Source organism: Achromobacter sp. (genome assembly GCF_032102605.1).
GTDB lineage: Bacteria > Pseudomonadota > Gammaproteobacteria > Burkholderiales > Burkholderiaceae_B > Achromobacter.
Map to the genome: position 1 here is coordinate 272,110 of NZ_DAMDGT010000008.1, position 18,708 is coordinate 290,817.

At 62.5% G+C, this 18,708-nt stretch carries 27 protein-coding genes; 4 read left to right on the plus strand and 23 right to left on the minus strand.

Annotated elements, in window-relative coordinates:
* Positions 1-13 precede the first annotated feature (13 nt).
* Entirely contained in the window at positions 14-715 is a 702-nt protein-coding gene (locus RT614_RS19410) for a c-type cytochrome (RefSeq protein WP_313623794.1), read from the minus strand.
* A 247-nt stretch (positions 716-962) separates the two neighbouring features.
* Here RT614_RS19410 and yihA point away from each other — a divergent pair, with 247 nt between their 5' ends.
* Together yihA and hemB are read left to right on the plus strand one after the other, a co-directional pair.
* Complete coding sequence (gene yihA, locus RT614_RS19415) at positions 963-1,586, plus strand: ribosome biogenesis GTP-binding protein YihA/YsxC (protein WP_313623760.1); 624 nt, start codon at positions 963-965, stop codon at positions 1,584-1,586.
* Positions 1,583-2,599: a porphobilinogen synthase gene (gene hemB / locus RT614_RS19420; protein ID WP_313623761.1), complete on the plus strand. Its 1,017-nt coding sequence runs from the start codon at positions 1,583-1,585 to the stop codon at positions 2,597-2,599. Before yihA ends, hemB begins: the two co-directional genes overlap by 4 nt.
* An 82-nt stretch (positions 2,600-2,681) precedes the next feature.
* On the opposite strand, the gene RT614_RS19425 is transcribed toward hemB, so the two are convergent.
* From RT614_RS19425 to cutA, 3 genes are all read right to left on the minus strand, one after another.
* A complete protein-coding gene (locus RT614_RS19425) occupies positions 2,682-3,563 on the minus strand; it encodes a DMT family transporter (protein ID WP_313623795.1) in 882 nt (293 codons plus the stop codon).
* Between the two features lie 204 nt (positions 3,564-3,767).
* Positions 3,768-5,594: a protein-disulfide reductase DsbD gene (gene dsbD / locus RT614_RS19430; protein ID WP_313623796.1), complete on the minus strand. Its 1,827-nt coding sequence runs from the start codon at positions 5,592-5,594 to the stop codon at positions 3,768-3,770.
* Positions 5,595-5,683: 89 nt separating this feature from the next.
* Positions 5,684-6,031, minus strand: a complete 348-nt coding sequence (gene cutA, locus RT614_RS19435) for a divalent-cation tolerance protein CutA (RefSeq protein WP_171667052.1) — start codon at positions 6,029-6,031, stop codon at positions 5,684-5,686.
* 117 nt (positions 6,032-6,148) lie between these two features.
* Between cutA and RT614_RS19440 the strand changes: the two genes are divergently transcribed.
* Complete coding sequence (locus RT614_RS19440; protein ID WP_313623762.1) at positions 6,149-6,589, plus strand: HIT family protein; 441 nt, start codon at positions 6,149-6,151, stop codon at positions 6,587-6,589.
* Between the two features lie 224 nt (positions 6,590-6,813).
* On the opposite strand, the gene rplQ is transcribed toward RT614_RS19440, so the two are convergent.
* From rplQ to RT614_RS19535, 19 genes are all read right to left on the minus strand, one after another.
* Positions 6,814-7,206, minus strand: coding sequence for a 50S ribosomal protein L17 (rplQ, locus tag RT614_RS19445; protein WP_006389635.1), 393 nt, complete (start codon positions 7,204-7,206; stop codon positions 6,814-6,816).
* A gap of 187 nt (positions 7,207-7,393) precedes the next feature.
* Positions 7,394-8,380, minus strand: a complete 987-nt coding sequence (locus RT614_RS19450; protein WP_008169002.1) for a DNA-directed RNA polymerase subunit alpha — start codon at positions 8,378-8,380, stop codon at positions 7,394-7,396.
* A gap of 218 nt (positions 8,381-8,598) precedes the next feature.
* On the minus strand, positions 8,599-9,222 hold the full coding sequence (gene rpsD / locus RT614_RS19455) for a 30S ribosomal protein S4 (protein ID WP_313623763.1): 624 nt from the start codon (positions 9,220-9,222) through the stop codon (positions 8,599-8,601).
* 11 nt (positions 9,223-9,233) lie between these two features.
* Positions 9,234-9,635, minus strand: coding sequence for a 30S ribosomal protein S11 (gene rpsK / locus RT614_RS19460; protein ID WP_006216516.1), 402 nt, complete (start codon positions 9,633-9,635; stop codon positions 9,234-9,236).
* A 15-nt stretch (positions 9,636-9,650) separates the two neighbouring features.
* Positions 9,651-10,016, minus strand: a complete 366-nt coding sequence (rpsM, locus tag RT614_RS19465; RefSeq protein WP_008168996.1) for a 30S ribosomal protein S13 — start codon at positions 10,014-10,016, stop codon at positions 9,651-9,653.
* 43 nt (positions 10,017-10,059) lie between these two features.
* Positions 10,060-10,173, minus strand: coding sequence for a 50S ribosomal protein L36 (rpmJ, locus tag RT614_RS19470; protein ID WP_003806928.1), 114 nt, complete (start codon positions 10,171-10,173; stop codon positions 10,060-10,062).
* Between the two features lie 34 nt (positions 10,174-10,207).
* Entirely contained in the window at positions 10,208-10,426 is a 219-nt protein-coding gene (infA, locus tag RT614_RS19475; protein WP_003806927.1) for a translation initiation factor IF-1, read from the minus strand.
* An 8-nt stretch (positions 10,427-10,434) separates the two neighbouring features.
* Positions 10,435-11,760 carry a preprotein translocase subunit SecY gene (gene secY, locus RT614_RS19480; protein ID WP_043519460.1) on the minus strand — a complete coding sequence of 442 codons (1,326 nt, stop codon included), beginning with the start codon at positions 11,758-11,760 and terminating at the stop codon, positions 10,435-10,437.
* Positions 11,761-11,773: 13 nt separating this feature from the next.
* Positions 11,774-12,214: a 50S ribosomal protein L15 gene (rplO, locus tag RT614_RS19485; RefSeq protein ID WP_175124781.1), complete on the minus strand. Its 441-nt coding sequence runs from the start codon at positions 12,212-12,214 to the stop codon at positions 11,774-11,776.
* Between the two features lie 9 nt (positions 12,215-12,223).
* A complete protein-coding gene (gene rpmD / locus RT614_RS19490) occupies positions 12,224-12,409 on the minus strand; it encodes a 50S ribosomal protein L30 (RefSeq protein ID WP_006216520.1) in 186 nt (61 codons plus the stop codon).
* Positions 12,410-12,412: 3 nt separating this feature from the next.
* Positions 12,413-12,934 carry a 30S ribosomal protein S5 gene (gene rpsE, locus RT614_RS19495; protein ID WP_008168987.1) on the minus strand — a complete coding sequence of 174 codons (522 nt, stop codon included), beginning with the start codon at positions 12,932-12,934 and terminating at the stop codon, positions 12,413-12,415.
* Between the two features lie 15 nt (positions 12,935-12,949).
* Positions 12,950-13,315 carry a 50S ribosomal protein L18 gene (gene rplR / locus RT614_RS19500; RefSeq protein ID WP_008168985.1) on the minus strand — a complete coding sequence of 122 codons (366 nt, stop codon included), beginning with the start codon at positions 13,313-13,315 and terminating at the stop codon, positions 12,950-12,952.
* 21 nt (positions 13,316-13,336) lie between these two features.
* A complete protein-coding gene (rplF, locus tag RT614_RS19505) occupies positions 13,337-13,870 on the minus strand; it encodes a 50S ribosomal protein L6 (RefSeq protein WP_313623764.1) in 534 nt (177 codons plus the stop codon).
* Between the two features lie 12 nt (positions 13,871-13,882).
* Complete coding sequence (gene rpsH, locus RT614_RS19510; protein ID WP_008168981.1) at positions 13,883-14,278, minus strand: 30S ribosomal protein S8; 396 nt, start codon at positions 14,276-14,278, stop codon at positions 13,883-13,885.
* Between the two features lie 10 nt (positions 14,279-14,288).
* Positions 14,289-14,594, minus strand: coding sequence for a 30S ribosomal protein S14 (gene rpsN / locus RT614_RS19515; protein ID WP_006227037.1), 306 nt, complete (start codon positions 14,592-14,594; stop codon positions 14,289-14,291).
* 12 nt (positions 14,595-14,606) lie between these two features.
* Entirely contained in the window at positions 14,607-15,146 is a 540-nt protein-coding gene (gene rplE / locus RT614_RS19520) for a 50S ribosomal protein L5 (RefSeq protein WP_008168978.1), read from the minus strand.
* Between the two features lie 12 nt (positions 15,147-15,158).
* Entirely contained in the window at positions 15,159-15,479 is a 321-nt protein-coding gene (rplX, locus tag RT614_RS19525; protein ID WP_313623765.1) for a 50S ribosomal protein L24, read from the minus strand.
* A gap of 11 nt (positions 15,480-15,490) precedes the next feature.
* Complete coding sequence (gene rplN, locus RT614_RS19530) at positions 15,491-15,859, minus strand: 50S ribosomal protein L14 (RefSeq protein ID WP_006216531.1); 369 nt, start codon at positions 15,857-15,859, stop codon at positions 15,491-15,493.
* Between the two features lie 341 nt (positions 15,860-16,200).
* On the minus strand, positions 16,201-16,953 hold the full coding sequence (locus RT614_RS19535; RefSeq protein WP_313623766.1) for an aspartyl/asparaginyl beta-hydroxylase domain-containing protein: 753 nt from the start codon (positions 16,951-16,953) through the stop codon (positions 16,201-16,203).
* A 185-nt stretch (positions 16,954-17,138) separates the two neighbouring features.
* Between RT614_RS19535 and RT614_RS19540 the strand changes: the two genes are divergently transcribed.
* Positions 17,139-18,566: an NAD-dependent succinate-semialdehyde dehydrogenase gene (locus RT614_RS19540; RefSeq protein ID WP_313623767.1), complete on the plus strand. Its 1,428-nt coding sequence runs from the start codon at positions 17,139-17,141 to the stop codon at positions 18,564-18,566.
* Positions 18,567-18,708 lie beyond the last annotated feature (142 nt).

An 18,708-nucleotide genomic window follows, 5' to 3' on the forward strand; every position in this document is an offset into this window, starting at 1 on the left:
TGCGGCCAATCGCTTACCGAAGGCCAGCCGCGTAGTCCGACACCGCCTTGATGTCGGCATCCGACATGCGGTCCGCAATGGCGTGCATGACGTCATTCTTGCGGTCGCCGCTGCGGAAAAGCTTCAGCTGCTCTTCGATATAGATGGGGAACTGCCCCGACAGACGGGGGTACTGACCGGGAATCCCGGCGCCATTGGCAGAATGGCATGCCGCGCAGGCAGGAACGTTGCGGTCGGGCAAACCACCGCGCCAGATTCTTTGACCTAGCTCAACCAGCGACTCGTGGCCGGCCGTGGCGGGCTCTTTGAGCGGCTGCAGCGCCAGGTACAGCGCGACGTTCTGCATGTCGGCCGGCGTCAGGTTCTGCACCATGGCCGTCATCGGGCTCGGATTGCCGTCCGGGCCATTGCGCACAGGCGTCTTGGCCCCTTCCTTCACCTTGAAGTCGGCCAGTTGCTTGGCCAGGTACTCGTGCGGCTGCGCGGCCAGGTTCGGGTTCACCGGGATGGTGCTGTTACCCGCCGCGCCGTGACAGGAGGCACAGGCAATGATGCCGCGGGACGCGTCGCCCTGGTCAAACAGCTGCCCGCCCTTGGCGGCATCTGGTTTGGCCGGGCCCGCAGCGCCGTTGGCGGCGAAACTCGTAGCAGAGAAGGCGGAGGCGCCGAGCAACAGCCCGCTCGCGACCAACATCCGGGACAGCACACGCTTCATGAAGACCTCGACGATCACATCGATCAAGGCGCAAAAAGGCGCCCACGCCTGCCCGCACTCGCAGTAAACCGTATCGAACCTGTTTTGCTTGTCCTGCTTGCGATCTTGCTGCGGGGCTGAATCAGTGCCCACAGGGGCTTGAAACAGCTTTACAGTAAGCAAAAAAGACGGCTCCGCGCACGGGGACCACTGTAGCAAACGCCGGATTATACAATAGGGCTCGAAACCAACCGTATCAAAGCCATCCGTGTCCCTCCTACATCGCGCCTCTTTCCTCACGTCCGCGGCTCGCCTCGACCAGTTGCCGGCCGCCGGCGCTCCCGAGGTCTGCTTTGTCGGCCGCTCCAACGCCGGCAAATCCACGGCCATCAACGTGCTGTGCAACCAGCGCCGTCTTGCGTTCTCCAGCAAGACGCCCGGCCGCACGCGCCTGATCAACATGTTCAGCCTGCCGGACCCTCTCGATCCTGAAGGCCACATCGGTTATCTCGTCGACTTGCCCGGCTACGGCTATGCGTCCGTAGCCCGCAACGAAAAAGAAAAGTGGGCCGACATCCTTGGCGGCTACCTGCGCGACCGCGAATCGCTGGCCGGCATCGTGCTGCTCATCGACATCCGCCGCGGCGTCACCGAACTGGACCGCCGCCTGGCCAACTTCATCGCCCCCACCGGCCGCCCTGTGCTGGCGCTGCTGACCAAGGCGGACAAGCTGCCCTATGGCCAGCGCATGCGCACCGTCTTCTCGGTCCGCAAAGACCTGGCCGATATCGGCGCGCTGCACACCGTCCCCTTCTCGGCGCCCGAACGCATCGGTCTGGAAGAGGCCGGCGCGCATATCGAAAATTGGATTTCTCCCAAGGTCGTACCATGAACCCGCAGATCATCACCCCTGACTTTCCGGTTTCCCGCCCCCGCCGCCTGCGCCGCGACGACTTCACCCGCCGCCTGGTGCGCGAGAACGCCCTGACGGTCAATGACCTGATCTACCCGGTATTCGTGGCCGAGGGCTCCGGCCTGCGGCAAGCCGTGTCCTCGCTGCCCGGCGTGGTCCGCTATTCCCTGGACACCCTGCTGCCCGTGGCCGAAGAATGCGTGGCGCTTGGCATTCCGGTGTTGTCGCTCTTCCCCGCCATCGATCCCGCGCTCAAGACGCCCGACGGCATCGAAGCCACCAATCCCGACGGCCTGATTCCGCGCGTTGTGCGCGAACTGAAGGCGCGCTTTCCGGAATTGGGCGTCCTGTGCGACGTGGCGCTGGATCCCTACACCAGCCACGGCCAGGACGGCGTCATCGATGCGGACGGCTACGTCATCAACGAGCCCACGGTTGAAATCCTGGTAAAGCAGGCGCTTACGCAGGCCGATGCCGGCGTCGACATGGTGGCGCCCAGCGACATGATGGACGGCCGCATCGGCGCCGTGCGCCGCGCGCTGGAAGCCAACGGCCACATCCACACGCGCATCATGGCGTATTCGGCCAAGTACGCCAGCGCCTTCTACGGCCCCTTCCGGGACGCCGTGGGCTCGGCCACCAACCTGGGCAAGTCCAACAAAATGGCTTACCAGATGGATCCGGGCAACCTTGACGAAGCCCTGCGCGAAGTCGCCGGCGACCTGCAGGAAGGCGCCGACATGGTCATGGTCAAGCCTGGCATGCCCTACCTGGACGTACTGCGCCGGGTCAAGGACACGTTCCGCGTGCCGACGTTCGCCTATCAGGTCAGCGGTGAATACGCCATGATCAAGGCGGCGGCCGCCAACGGCTGGCTGGACCACGACAAGGTCATGATGGAAGCGCTGCTGGCCTTCAAGCGCGCAGGCGCCGACGGCATCCTGACGTACTTCGCCATCGAAGCGGCAAAGCTGCTCAAGAGCCAGCGTTAAGTACGGCGGGCATTGCGCGCCGGCCAGTTCCGGCGCACATGCCATCCGGAAGCGGCCCGCGCGCCGCCACCGCTTTATCGCATCAGGCCTTCGCGGTGGCGCGGCGCTCCTGCCGTCCGCCGCGCCGCAGGCCCAGCCATGTTCCGCCCAGCACGCACGCCAGACCCACTACGTGGATCAGCGTGACGTGCTCGTCCAGGAACAGCGCCGCAAACATCAGTCCGAAGATCGGCAGCCAGTTCACGAACAGGGCCGCGCGGCTGATGCCCAGCCGGGCGATGCCCGCGTTCCACACGATGTTGCTGACGCCCGAGGCGATCACCGCCGAGAACATCAGCACCACCCAGGGCCACCATGCCATCTGCCAGGTGCCGGCGTCATAAGAGGCTGGCGTCAGTGCAGCGTGTCCCACCAGCATCAATCCCCCGGCCAGGTACATGTACCAGAGCATGCCCAGCGGATCCATCATTCGCGACATGCGCTGGATGACCAGTCCGCCAAACACGAACACCAGCACGGCCACGAACACGATCGCGTCGCCCCAGCCGGTCAGCCCCAACTGCGCGCCGCTGCCCACCACCACCATGCCCACGCCGACGAGGCCGAGCAGCGCGCCAGCGATGCGCGTGGCGGTCAGTCTTTCGCGATAGAAAATGGCTGCGAGAAAGGCGGATAGCAGCGGGCTGGTGGCCATGATCAGCGTGCCGTTGGCGGCCGACGACACCCGCAGTCCGGACACCAACGCAACCTGATGCGCGTACACCACCAGAAAGCCCGCCAGCGCCACCCAGCCCAGTTCCGCGGGCCCCACCTTGGGGATGCGGCCGCCGCGCGCCTTGATGATGAGAGTGACGGTAATGAACGCAATGACGATCCGCACGGCAGCCAGCGCCTGGATGTGCATGTGCTGCGTGAGGTACTTGATGGAGACGATGTTCAGGCCCCAGGTGGCCATGACGAACATCAATTGAAGATAGATCAGACCGTGCCGGTCCTGGCTTGCATCAACTGTTGGGGACGTCACGGCGCCGGCCTGGGGTAAGTTGGATGCGCCGCGCATGCGGCGAAGCGATCATGGTATATCGCTCCACCCCTCGATTCAATGTGGACGCTGACGCGTTGCGTGCATCAGACGATGGCCGGCGAACGCGTCACTGCCGTCAGCCGATCAACGCACCAGGACGCGGTCCAGCGACTCGGTGAAGCGCTTGGCGTCCTGGAAGCCCACGACGCGCGCGTCCGCGATTTCCTTGCCGCCCGGCTCGAAGAACATGATGCCGGGGGGTCCGAACAGGCGGAACCGCTTGAGCAGCGCGCGGTCGTCGGCGTTGTTGGCGGTCACGTCGGCCTGCACCAGCACCATCCCCGCCATGCGTTGCGCGACGCCGGCGTCCGTGAACGTGAAGCGCTCCATTTCGCGGCACGAAACGCACCAGTCCGCGTAGAAATCCAGCATCACGGGCCTGGTGCTTTGGGCCAACACGGCGTCCAGTTCGGCGTTGTTCCGCACACGGGCGAAGTGCACTTCGTCGCTGGCGGCCGACGCGCCCGCCGGCGCATCCCCGCGCGCGGCAAGATGCGACAGGGGCTGCAGGACGTCGCGGCCGCCGCTGGCGGCGCCAACGAGCCATGCGGCGGCAGCCAGCGCCAGCAGCAGGCCCAGGCCCTTGCCGAACATGCGCGCGGCGCCGGCGCCCTGCGGCAGCGCGTCGAACGCCCTCAGCATCACGGCCGACACGATGGCCAGGAACGCCCAGCCCGTCATCTGCACCCACGTCGGCACGACGGGAATCAGCATCCACCAGGCCGTCGCCAGCAACAGCATGCCGAACAGACGCTTCACGCCGTCCATCCAGGGGCCGGCCTTGGGCAGCAAGGCGGAAGAAGATGCGCCGACGATCAGCAGCGGCACGCCCATTCCCCAGGCCATCGCAAAGAGCGCCGATCCGCCCAGGACCACGTCGCCGGTCTGCGAGATGTACAACAGCGCGCCGGCCAGGGGCGCGGCCACGCAGGGTCCGACGATCAGCGCCGACAGCGCGCCCATCACCAGCGCGCCGGTATAGCGCCCGCCCGGAACACGCGAAGACCGCTCGGCCAACCTGGCCTGGATGCCGGAAGGCATCTGGAAGGTGAACACGTCGAACATGGCCAGCGCCAGAACGGCCAGCAGGAGGGCGAACAGCGTCAGGATCCACGGCGTCTGCAGCCATGCCGCCAGGCCCGCCCCGCTGAGACCCGCCGCCACGCCCAGGGCCGTGTAGACAACCGACATGCCCAGCACGTAGGTGGCCGCCAGCGCCAGTCCGCGTCCGCGTGTGGGACGCTGCTGCTGCGCTCCGCCCAGCACGATGGAGGACAGGATGGGAATCATGGGCAGCACACACGGCGTGAAGGCCAGCAGCAGGCCCAGCAACAGGAACACGCCTGCCGTCTTGATCCATCCCAGGCCGCCCAGCGCGTCCGCGATGCGGGTGTCCCCGGCATTGACCAGCGCAGCAAGGCCGCCCGATGAGGCCGCGGAGGAAGCCGCGGAGGAAGCCGCCGAGGACGCCGCGCCCGGGCCGGCGCCTGCGACGGCATACCCGCCGGCGACGGGCGTGAGCTTCACGGTGCTGTCCATCGGCGGGTAGCAGAGCCCCGCGTCCGCGCATCCCTGGCCCGTCAAGGTCAGGGTAAAGGGCTGCGTGCCCGCGCCCACCGGCACGCGAATCACCACGTCCTGGTGGAAGACCTCCATGTCCTTTTCGAACGTGGGGTCGTATTTGACCTCGCCTTTGGGATAAGCAGGCTCGCCCAACGTCGTGGCGTCAGCCGGACTGATTGCGATGGCAAAGCGTTCGCGGTACATGTAGTAGCCGGGCGCCACCTTGTAGCGCAGTTCCAGGGTGTCCGGCGACGCCATCTGCGCGCTGAACACAAAGGCCTTTTCGGGCTCGAGGAACTCGGCCTCTGCGCGCGCGGCCGCATGCCAGCCCAGCAGCAGGATGGCCATCGCAACGAGCGCCAGGCATTGCCTGAAGAAGGCGGAGGTCGCGCTGACGGCGCGCCGGGGCGCGCCAACCGTACTGGCAAGTTGCAACATCAGTCTCTCTTGTTCTGCGTAATGGCCGTCTGTTCGCGCACCCAGTCCAGGTAGGGCGCCGCACCGCCGATGACCGGCAGCACGATGATCTCGGGAACGTCATAGGGATGCATCTGCGCCAGCGCCTGCACGACGGCCGCATGGCGCGCGTAGGTGGTCTTGATATGGATCGGAATTTCCTCCGCCCCTTCGACCTCTCCGTTCCACATGTAGATGGACAACCCGGCAGCGCCAAGGTTCACGCAGGCGGCCAGCCCGTCTTCAACCAGCACGTGAGCAATGCGCTTGGCCAGCAACAAGTCCGGCGCATTGCTGATGACCAGCACGACGTCGTCATCGCGCAACATGGAGCCTCCTTGGGGTACCCGCGTGGGATGTAACTCGAGGTATTTTATCGGTATTGCGGGCTCCTCCCCGGTTGCGCCGGGTCAAGGCCACCGCTCCATCCCTATGCCGAGGCACGCATGTCCGACAACTGCCTGTTTTGCCGCATCGCCCGCCAGGAGATCCCGGCTCACGTCATCCACGAGGACGACCGTGTGCTGGCCTTTCTGGACATCCAGCCCGTGCGCCCGGGGCACACCCTGGTCATTCCCAAGCAACACTACCCCTATTACGAGGACATGCCGGCCGATCTGGCCGCCCACATCGTCAACCTGGGACAGAAACTGGGACGCCACATGAAGCGTCTGTATGGCGTCGAACGGGTGGGTTTCGCGTTCACGGGCATCCACGTCGCCCATGCGCACGCGCACATCATCCCCATGCACCATGTGCAGGACCTGACCTCGACGCAGTACATCGAACAGCAGGACCTGACGTTCAAAATGCCGCCGCAACCGCCCCAAGAGGCGCTGGCAACCGTCGCCGCACAGCTGCGGGGGGAAATGGCAGGCTCGTCTTAGCGGCGCCTCACTGGCGCGATATGCCCTGGCACGGCACGTCCTGGCGGGGCAGGTCTTGGCCGGAGCGCACCTTATCGGGCCGTGCGAGCGCAACCGGCCTCAGCCGGGCGGACGTCTTCCGGCCGCGTCACCGCCCACAGAATCTGCAGTCGGCTTTCGCGACCGCAAAAAAAAAACAAGGGCGGGTCCGAAGACCCGCCCTTGTCGCTTATCTAGCTGCCGATTTATTCGGCGCTGTCCTCAGCGGCTTCATCGACTTCCGGACGGTCAACCAGTTCCATGAAAGCCATGGGAGCGTTGTCGCCTTGACGGAAGCCCATCTTCAGCACGCGGGTGTAGCCGCCGTTACGGGCCGCGTAGCGCGGGCCGATTTCAGCAAACAGCTTCACAACCGCATCGCGATCACGCAGACGGGCAAATGCCAGACGCTTGTTCGCGAGCGTGGGCTCCTTGCCCAGCGTGATCAGGGGTTCGATGACGCGGCGCAATTCTTTCGCCTTCGGCAGCGTGGTCTTGATTGCTTCGTGAGTGATCAGCGAAACAGCCATGTTGCGGAACATGGCAAGACGGTGACTGCTGGTGCGGTTGAGCTTACGCAAGCCATTACCGTGACGCATGATAAGTTTCCTTTGAATCTAAAGACGGCGTTTCCGCCATCGGGTTGCCGGCTCTTCTATCAGCCTGCAATCAGGCCGCGGTCCGGTAGAAAACGGTGCATTTTACGACGGTTTCGCAAACCGCCCGGCGGTGAGGCCGGGCGCTGCGGGAAGCGCCCCTTTATCGGGGGCGACACCCTTTCAAGTCTTACGGACGCTCCAGGCCCAGGGGCGGCCAGTTCTCGAGCTTCATGCCGAGGGTCAGGCCACGTGCAGCCAGCACTTCCTTGATCTCGTTGAGCGACTTGCGACCCAGGTTCGGGGTCTTGAGCAGCTCGTTTTCGGTACGCTGGATCAGGTCGCCGATGTAGTAGATGTTTTCGGCCTTCAGGCAGTTGGCCGAACGCACCGTCAGTTCCAGGTCGTCGACCGGGCGCAGCAGCACCGGATCGATCTGCGGCGTGCCGCGGACCGGGGCTTCGTACGAATCGCCAGCGCCTTCCAGGGCGGCGAAGACCGAGATCTGGTCCATCAGGATGCGAGCCGACTGGCGCACCGCTTCCTCGGGCGAGATCACGCCGTTGGTTTCGATGTCCAGCACCAGCTTGTCCAGGTCGGTACGCTGTTCCACGCGGGCGCTTTCAACGGCGTAGCTCACGCGGCGGACCGGACTGAACGAGGCGTCCAGAACGATGCGGCCGATGGTGTGGGTGCGGTCTTCCGACAGCGCGCGCACGTTGCCCGGCACGTAGCCGCGGCCCTTTTCGACCTTGATCTGCATTTCCAGCTTGCCCGCTTCCGTCAGGTTGCAGATGGCGTGGCCGGGGTTGATGATCTCGACGTCGTGCGGCAGCTCGATGTCGCTGGCCAGCACGGTGCCGGCGCCCGACTTGCGCAGGACCAGGGTCACTTCGTCGCGATTGTGCAGCTTGAAGACCACGCCCTTCAGGTTCAGCAGGATGTCGACGACATCTTCGCGAACGCCCGGGATGGTCGAGTACTCGTGCACCACGCCCGTCATCTGGACTTCGGTCGGCGCGTAGCCGGTCATCGAAGACAGCAGGATGCGGCGCAGGGCGTTGCCCAGCGTGTGACCGTAGCCACGCTCGAACGGCTCCATCACGATCTTGGCATGGTGCGTGCCGACCGGTTCGACTTCAATGGAGCGCGGCTTCAGGAAACCTTGAGTGGACATTTACTGTGTTCCTTTTCAATACCCTCGGCTCGTTACACCGATAAGGCTGATGGACAGGGTGAAACTTGAAACGCGGACAGCGCGAAAAAACGCCGCCCGATACTTACCGCAAAGCCCGCTCCACCAAAAGGCGGAAAGCGGGCTGCTGCGGGACGTGCAAACGGGTCGCGAGACCAGCTTGCCAGCGCTTTCCGCGAAGGAGGCGCCGGCAGGCGTGATTAACGCGAGTACAGTTCGACGACCATCGATTCGTTGATGTCGCGAGCGACGTCAGCGCGATCGGGGGCCGACTTGAACGTACCGGTCAGCTTGGACGCGTCGACTTCCACCCATTGGGGGATGCCGATGCTGGTGGCCAGATCGAGCGATTCCTTGATGCGGCCTTGCTTCTTGGCCTTTTCACGAACCGAGATGACGTCACCAGCCTTGACCAGCATCGAAGCGATGTCAGCCGTGTGGCCGTTCAGTTCGATGGCGCGGTGGCTCACCAGCTGGCGAGCTTCGGCGCGCGTCGAGCCGAAGCCCATGCGGTAGACGACGTTGTCCAGGCGCGATTCCAGCAGCTGGATCAGCGTTTCGCCGGTGTTGCCACGGCGACGCTCGGCTTCAGCGAAGTACTTGCGGAATTGCTTTTCCAGCACGCCGTACATGCGCTTCAGCTTTTGCTTTTCGCGCAGCTGCAGGCCGTAGTCGGAAGTGCGAGCACCCGAAGTGCGGCCGTGTTGGCCAGGCTTGGAATCCAGCTTGCACTTGGAATCCAGCGAGCGACGGGCGCTCTTCAGGAACAGGTCAGTACCCTCGCGGCGCGAGAGCTTGCATTTGGGTCCAATATAACGTGCCATGTGGATTCCCTTTAGATACGACGACGCTTCGGCGGACGGCAGCCGTTGTGCGGAACGGGCGTGATGTCGGCGATGGACGAGATCTTGATGCCCAGCGCGTTCAGAGCGCGGACCGACGATTCGCGACCAGGACCGGGGCCCTTGATGCGGACTTCCAGCGTCTTGATGCCGTACTCGAGAGCAACGCGGCCGGCCGTTTCAGCGGCAACCTGCGCGGCGAACGGGGTCGACTTGCGCGAACCCTTGAAGCCAGCACCGCCCGACGTGGCCCACGACAGCGCGTTGCCCTGACGATCGGTGATGGTGATGATGGTGTTGTTGAACGAAGCGTGAACGTGCGCGATGCCGTCCGAGACGTTCTTCTTGACCTTTTTGCGCACGCGCGAAGCGCCGCTGGTGGAAGCTTTCGCCATAATCCTGTTCCTCGATTATTTCTTCAGGGACGCAGCAGCACGACGCGGGCCCTTGCGGGTCCGGGCGTTGGTGCGAGTGCGCTGGCCGCGCACGGGCAAACCGCGCTTGTGACGCATACCGCGGTAGGTTCCCAGGTCGATCAAACGCTTGATCGAGAGCTGTACTTCACGACGCAGGTCGCCTTCAACCGTGAACAAACCAACATGTTCGCGGACGCGTTCCAATTCAGCGTCGCTCAGATCCTTGACCTTTTTGTCAAAGGGTACGTTTGCCGCTTCGCAAATCTTGCGAGCGCGCGTACGACCGATGCCAAAAATGGCGGTCAGGCCGATCTCGGCGTGCTGTTGCGGCGGAATGTTAATGCCAGCAATACGGGCCATGACTGTTCCTTGAATAAATCCGTTGCGTAGTCGCTAACCCGAGTTAGCCTTGACGCTGCTTGTGACGCGGGTCGGTGCAGATAACGCGCACCACGCCGTGACGTTTGATAACTTTGCAGTTGCGGCAGATCCGCTTAACCGATGCCATTACTTTCATGGTTGACTCCTAATTTTCCGTAATCCGGTTTCGCTCACTTGGAGCGGAAAACAATCCTGGCTCGCGTCAGGTCATAGGGCGTGAGCTCCACTGTGACCTTGTCACCCGGCAGGATCCGGATGTAATGCATACGCATCTTGCCGGAAATATGGCCCAACACCACGTGGCCGTTTTCGAGCTTGACGCGAAATGTCGCGTTCGGGAGGTTCTCAAGAACCTCGCCTTGCATCTGAATGACGTCGTCCTTGGACATTCTTTTGCTTACCGCATCGGCAAACCCGCGCCCTTGAAGTTCGCCTTCTTGAGCAACGAGTCGTACTGGTGAGACATCATGTAGGCCTGAACCTGCGCCATGAAATCCATCGTCACCACCACAATGATCAACAGAGACGTACCACCGAAGTAGAAGGGAACGTTCCAGCGCATCACCAAGAATTCCGGCAACAGGCACACCAACGTGATGTAGATGGCACCTGCGAGCGTCAGACGCATCAGGATCTTGTCGATGTAGCGCGCTGTTTGTTCGCCCGGACGGATGCCCGGAACAAACGCACCACTCTTCTTCAGGTTGTCCGCCGTTTCGCGGCTGTTGAAAACCAGAGCCGTGTAGAAAAAGCAGAAGAAAATAATCGCGACCGAGTACAGCGTGATGTAGAGCGGTTGACGAGGCGACAGGGCCGCAGCCAGGTCGCTAAGCCAGCGCATGTTCTCGCTGCTGGAGAACCAGCTAGTGATCGTGGCCGGGAACAGGATGATCGACGACGCGAAGATCGGCGGAATCACCCCAGCCATGTTCAGCTTCAGCGGCAAATGCGAGCTTTGACCACCGTAGACCTTGTTGCCGACCTGACGCTTGGCGTAGTTGACCGTGATCTTGCGCTGTCCGCGTTCAACGAACACCACAAAAGCGGTAACCAGCACCACCAGAGCCACGATGAACAGTGCCGAAAGCACGGACATCGCGTTGGTGCGGACCAGGTCCAGCAGTGCAGCCAGCGCCGCGGGGAGACCCGCCACGATACCTGCGAAGATCAGGATGGAAATCCCGTTGCCCAGACCGCGTTCCGTGATCTGCTCACCCAGCCACATGACAAACATGGTGCCGGTGACCAAAGTCACGACGGTCGTGAAGCGGAACAGCATGCCCGGATCGATCACCAGTCCCTGCTGGGACTCAAGCGCTACCGAAATGCCCACCGCTTGCACCAGCGCCAGCACGACAGTGCCGTAGCGGGTGTATTGGGTAATCTTCCGACGGCCGGCCTCGCCCTCTTTCTTGAGCGCTTCCAGCGACGGCACCACCACCGACATCAACTGCATGATGATGGATGCCGAAATGTACGGCATGATCCCCAGGGCAAAAATCGAGAAGCGCGAGAGCGCCCCGCCCGAGAACATGTTGAACAGGCCCAGGATCCCGCCCTGGTTCTGACGGAACAAGTCCGCCAGCGCATCCGGGTTGATACCCGGAACCGGGATGTGCGTACCCAAACGGTAAACCACCAGGGCGAGCACCAGGAACACCAGACGGCGCTTCAAATCGCCGTATCGTGCTCCGGATTTGCCCAATGCCTGCGCGTTAGCCACTCGTCACCTCTGATCAAGCAAGCGAGCCGCCCGCGGCTTCGATGGCGGCGCGAGCGCCAGCCGTCGCGGTAATGCCCTTGAGCACGACCTTGCGCGAGAGTTCACCAGACTTGATGACCTTGGCGTAACGAACCGCCTGGCCAATCACGCCGGCCGCCTTCAGTGCTTGCACATCGATATCGTCGATGGGCAGAGCCTGGAGGTCCGACAAGAGGACTTGGGCATACAGGTGTTGACCCAGCGGGGTGAAACCACGCTTGGGCAGGCGACGTTGCAGCGGCATTTGACCGCCTTCGAAGCCAACCTTATGGAAACCGCCCGAGCGCGACTTCTGACCCTTGTGACCACGGCCGGCGGTCTTACCCAGACCCGAACCGATGCCACGGCCGACGCGGCGCTTGGCGTGCTTGCTGCCCTCGGCGGGCTTCAGCGTATTAAGTTGCATATCCGACATGGTGATTCCTTAGGCTTCCGAGACGGAAACGAGATAATCCACCTTACGGATCATCCCACGCACCTCGGGCGTATCGACCAGCACGCGGCTGCTGTTGATGCGACCCAAGCCCAAACCGCGAACCGTATCACGGTGCGATTGCTTGGTACCGATCACCGAGCGCACGAGGGTCACTTTGATCTGCTTCTGAGCCATGATTTACCCCAGGATCTCTTCGACCGTCTTGCCGCGCTTGGCAGCAACATCGGCCGGGGTCAGGGAGGCGCGCAGGCCATTCAACGTGGCGCGAACCATGTTGTAGGGGTTGCTCGAGCCCAGGCTCTTGGCAACCACGTTACGCACACCCATCACTTCGAAAATTGCGCGCATCGGGCCGCCGGCGATAACACCGGTACCTTCAGCAGCGGGCGAAATCAGCACGGTAGCGGCGCCATGCTTGCCGACCACGGTGTGGTGCAGCGTGCCGTTCTTCAGAGCGACCTTGAACATGCCGCGACGGGCTTGTTCCATAGCCTTCTGAACGGACACCGGCACTTCACGCGCCTTGCCCTTACCCATGCCGATGCGGCCATCGCCATCGCCAACCACGGTCAGCGCGGCAAAGCTCATGGTGCGACCACCCTTGACCACTTTGCTCACGCGGTTGACCGCGATCATCTTTTCGCGGAGGCCGTCATCGTTCTCTTTTTCCGCGGCGTTCTTGCCTTGTACTTTAGCCATTTGACAGATCCTCGCTTAGAACTTCAGGCCGGCTTCACGCGCGGCATCGGCCAGCGCCTTGACGCGGCCATGGTAACGAAAGCCCGAGCGATCGAAAGCGACCAGTTCGATACCGGCAGCCTTGGCCTTTTCGGCCACGCGCTTGCCAACCAGCGTAGCAGCGGCTTTGTTGCCGCCCTGGCCGGTTTGGCCGGCCAGTTGCGCACGCACTTCGGCTTCCACCGTCGAGGCGCTGACCAGAACGCGATCGCCTTCCGGCGAAATGATGTTGGCGTAGATGTGCTGGTTCGAGCGGAAAATCGAGAGGCGATGAACGCGCAGCTCGTTGATCTTCCGGCGGGTCGGAACCGCACGACGCAAACGGGAAACTTTTTTGTCCATGATTCGTCCTTGCGTGCGCCGTTATTTCTTCTTGGTTTCTTTGATGACGACGCGTTCGTCCGAGTAACGCACACCCTTGCCCTTGTAGGGTTCGGGTTCGCGGTACGCGCGGATTTCAGCGGCCACCTGACCGACGACTTGCTTGTTGGCGCCCTTGATGACGATTTCCGTCTGGGTGGGGCATTCGGCCTTGATACCGGCCGGCAACTGATGCAAAACGTCGTGCGAGAAACCGAGCTGCAGCTTAACGGCGTCGCCTTGAACCGCGGCGCGATAACCCACGCCGACCAGGTTCAGCTTGCGCTCGAATCCCTTGCTAACGCCATTGACCATGTTGGCCACGAGCGCGCGCACGGTGCCCGACATGGCGTTGGCGTGACGGGATTCGTTGGCGGCTGCAAACGTGAGCTTGCCACCGTCCAGCGAAATCGTGACGTCGCCAGTCAGGGGTTGGGTCAAGGAACCCAGCGGGCCCTTGACAGTGATCTGATCCTGCTTGATGTCAGCTTCGACACCCTTGGGCAGTTCGACCGGATACTTAGCGATACGTGACATTCGAATCTCTCCTTAGGCCACGTAGCACAGCACTTCGCCGCCGACGCCGTTGGCGCGAGCCTTACGGTCGGTCATGACGCCGCGCGAGGTCGAAACGATAGCCACGCCCAGGCCGTTCATGACCTGAGGAATGCTGGTACGGCCCTTGTAGATACGCAGACCAGGACGCGAAACGCGTTCGATGCGCTCGATGACCGGACGACCTGCGTAGTACTTCAGGGTGATCTCGAGTTCAGGCTTGGCCTGGGAACCCTTGATTTCAAAGCTGTCGATGTAGCCTTCGTCCTTCAGCACAGCGGCAATGGCCGCCTTCAGCTTCGAGGAGGGCATGCTCACCGTAACTTTGTCCACTTGCTGCGCATTGCGAATGCGGGTCAGCATATCGGCGATGGGATCGCTCATGCTCATATTGTTTCTCCTACCAGCTGGCCTTGGTGATGCCGGGGATTTCGCCCTTCATCGCCATTTCACGCAGTTTGTGGCGCGTCAGACCGAACTTGCGGAACACGCCGCGAGGACGACCGGTGACCACGCAACGGTTGCGTTGACGCGTCGGGTTGGCATTGCGCGGCAGCTGTTGCAGCTTGAGCCGAGCTTGGTAACGTTCTTCGTCGGTCTTCGACTGGTCGTCAATGATCGACTTCAACTCAGCGCGCTTGGCAGCGAACTTGTCAGCCAGCTTGGCGCGCTTGATGTCGCGATTGATGAGGGAAAGTTTAGCCACGTCATCAGCCCCTTAGTTACGGAACGGGAAGCTGAAGGCCGTCAACAGCGCCTTGGCTTCTTCGTCGGTCTTCGCGGAGGTGGTGATGCTGATGTTCAGCCCACGCAGCGCGTCGATCTTGTCGTACTCGATTTCGGGGAAAATGATTTGCTCTTTCACCCCGATGTTGTAGTTGCCACGGCCGTCGAACGCACGACCCGAGATACCGCGGAAGTCGCGCACGCGAGGCAGCGCAACCGCCACCAGGCGATCCAGGAATTCGTACATGCGTTGACCACGCAGCGTGACCATGCAACCAATCGGGTAGTTTTCGCGGATCTTGAAACCGGCGATAGCCTTCTTGGTCTTCGTCACGACAGGCTTCTGGCCGGCGATCTTGGTCAGATCCGACACAGCGTGCTCAATGACCTTCTTGTCGGAGACCGCTTCCGAGACACCCATGTTCAGGGTGATCTTGGTGATGCGCGGCACTTCCATTGCGCTCTTGTAGCCAAACTTGGCTTGCAGGTCGCCAGCGACCTTGCTCTTGTAGAAATCTTGCAAACGAGACATGTCTATCGCCCCTTACGCCTTGGCGCCGACAACGGCACCATTGGAACGGAACACGCGGACCTTGCGACCTTCGACTTCCTTGACGCCCACGCGGTCGCCACGACCGGTTGCGGGGTTGAAGAGCGCCACATTCGAGATGTGGATCGGCATGGTCTTTTCGACAATCCCGCCCGGGTTGTTCGCCATCGGGTTGGCTTTCACGTGCTTCTTGGCAACATTGACGCCTTCGACCAGAACGTGGTCGGCGTCAACGCGGGCCAGCACGGTACCGCGACGCTTCTTGTCGCGGCCGGTCAGGACGATGACTTCGTCGCCTTTACGAATGTTGTTCATCGTAGGGCTCCTTACAGCACTTCCGGGGCCAACGACACGATCTTCATGAACTTCTCGGTACGCAGTTCACGCGTAACGGGTCCGAAGATGCGGGTGCCGATGGGCTCCAGCTTGGCGTTGAGCAACACGGCGGCATTGCCACCGAAACGAATCAGCGAACCGTCTTTACGGCGCACGCCCTTGGCGGTACGAACCACCACGGCATTGTAAATTTCGCCTTTCTTGACGCGTCCGCGCGGAGCCGCATCTTTGACGCTCACCTTGATGATGTCGCCGATACCGGCATAACGGCGCTTGGAGCCACCGAGCACCTTAATGCACATGACATGACGCGCACCAGTGTTATCGGCCACGTCCAGCGTGGTCTGCATTTGGATCATGATTTTTCCTGTTCCAACTTAACTGGAAATACGGTTTTCCCAACAAGGGAACACTGCAATTCCTGCCAGTTTTGGTCCCGTCAGGTCAGCCGCCCTGCTTTTTTGTCGGCAAGTCCACGACAACTGGACCAGCAACTGGTTGGCAACGCAACGACCCTGGGTTGAAATCCTGCGGGTATTCCCCCCGACGCGTTCGCTTAACCTTCGGCTAAGTGAATCGACAATCTGGGAAAGCTGATAATTCTAACGTGGTTAAATTTTGAGCGCAAGCACTTTGTTGGGTTCGCGCACAAAAGACCACGCCCCCTCTAAAAAAGGGGCGGTTTGCGGGCTATCGGAGCCTACTTTTGGCGGTAATAGCCCTTCTCCCAGGCGTCGTGATTGGCCTTGCCGCGACGGATTTCGTCCGTGAAAGGAGCGGCCATGAGCACCAGGCGATTGAGCCATTTTACAGGAGCGCGGCAAGGACGTTCGAAGTCCACGAACAACACGGCCCGCAGCCCGTCGGTGTCGTTGTGCACCTGGTGGGGATAGAGGTCGTCGAAAACCACGGCGTGGCCTTCCCGCCACGCGTAGCGCTGGCCGCCGACTTCGATCCAGCACCGTTCCGGGGGATCGGGCACCACCAGCCCCAGGTGCAGCCGCAGCACCCCGTTGTACGGGCCCGTGTGCAGCGGTATGCGCTTGCCGGGTTCGAGAATCGAGTAGAACGCCGTGCGCAGGCCCGGAATGTCCTGAAGGGCCCGTGCGGTGGCCGGGCAACGCGCCAGGTTGCGCTCGGAGCGCAAGCCGTAGCCCATGAAAACAAAGGTCTTCCATTGATCGTCGGACGTGATCATGCCGACATCGGGGGAGATCTCGTGGAATGCCGGCAGATGTTGGCGGTCGGCCAGGAGTTTCGTCACCTCGGCCCGGATTTCGGGGGCCCGGGCCTCCAGCGCGGCGATCCAGGGGAACTGGCTGTTGTCGAAAATCGGCTTGTCCCCGACCAGCGAGGCCGACGCGATGCGCTGGCGAAGCCAGTCAATGAAGCGGAAGAAGACCAGGGAATAAACACTGGGCTTGGTGACCGGACGGGCTTCGACGGGTTGCACGATGAATACTCAGGTCAGCCGAAGATTCCTCATTTTGTCCATGCCCAGGCGCTCGCGCAAGCGTGGCCTCCATTGGCCCCAAGCCAGCGCCTGGGAGTGGTCCTCTCGGCAGGGGTGAAGCTGGTTTAGACTGCCGTGGGCGACAGCGATCGCTACCCACTCCTATTTCGCAAGGAACGACAGGCATGTATGAACAGTTGGCGCTGTATATCGACGGCGAATTCGTCGCCGGCGAGGGCAGGCGCACCCAGGACGTCATCAACCCGGCCACCCTCGAAGTGCTCGGCCAGCTGCCCCACGCCACCGAAGCGGATCTGGATCGCGCCCTGGCGGCTGCCCAACGCGCCTTCGAGTCGTGGAAGAAGTCTTCCCCCATGGACCGTTCGGCCATCCTGCGCAAGGTCGCCACGCTGTCGCGCGAACGCGCCAAGGAAATTGGCCGCAACATGACGCTGGACCAGGGCAAGCCGCTGGCCGAAGCCGTGGGCGAGGTCACGTCCTGCGCCGAACATGCCGACTGGCACGCCGAGGAATGCCGCCGCATCTACGGCCGCGTGATCCAGCCGCGCAACCCGGACGTCCGCCAGATCGTCGTGCGCGAGCCCATCGGCGTGTGCGCTGCCTTCACCCCCTGGAACTTCCCGTACAACCAAGCCATTCGCAAGATCGCCGCCGCCATCGGCGCCGGCTGCACGGTCGTGCTCAAGGGCCCCGAGGATTCGCCCAGCGCGGTCATGGCGATTGCACGCATGTTCCATGACGCCGGGCTGCCCAAGGGCTGCCTGAATATCGTCTGGGGCGAACCCGCCAAGATCTCCGACTACCTGATCCGCTCGCCCATCGTGCGCAAGGTGTCGTTCACGGGTTCCGTGCCGGTGGGCAAGCAGCTGGCTGCGCTGGCCGGCGCACACATGAAGCGTGTCACCATGGAACTGGGCGGCCACTCGCCCGTGCTGGTCTTCGACGATGCGGACATCGATCGCGCGGCTGAAATGCTGGCCAAGTTCAAGGTTCGCAACGCGGGCCAGGTCTGCGTGTCTCCCACCCGCTTTTACGTCCAGGACGGCGCTTACGAGCAGTTCCTGGCGCGCTTCTCGGAAGTGCTGAAGAACATCAAGGTTGGCGACGGCCTGGAAGCCGGCACGGAAATGGGACCGCTGGCGCATGAGCGCCGCGTGCCGGCCATGAGCGCCTTTATCGACGACGCCAAGAAGCACGGCGCCAAGGTGGTGGTGGGCGGCGGCCCGCTGGACCGCAAGGGTTTCTTCTTTGCGCCCACCGTCGTCACGGACCTGCCCGACAATTCCATGCTGATGACGGAAGAGCCGTTCGGTCCGGTTGCACCGGTCGTGCGCTTCACCGACACCGACGAAGTGCTGCGTCGCGCCAACAGCCTGCCCTTCGGCTTGTCTTCGTACGTGTTCACGAACTCGCTCAAGACCGCCACCAAGGTCTCCAACGGCCTGGAAGCCGGCATGGTCAACATCAACCATTTCGGCAGCGCCCTGGCCGAGACACCGTTCGGCGGCATCAAGGACAGCGGCATCGGCAGCGAAGGCGGCACGGAAACGTTCGAAGGCTACCTGGTCACGAAGTTCATCACGCACGTCTGACCGGCGTCCGCTCCGCACACAAGCCCCGCAAACGCGGGGCTTTTTATTGCCGCCCGCCGACAACGGCCTGAATGCAATTCATAAGCCTGTCATCCGCGTCAGTGAGCATTGGGCCCGCTTACAGGCAGCTGACCCACGCCGG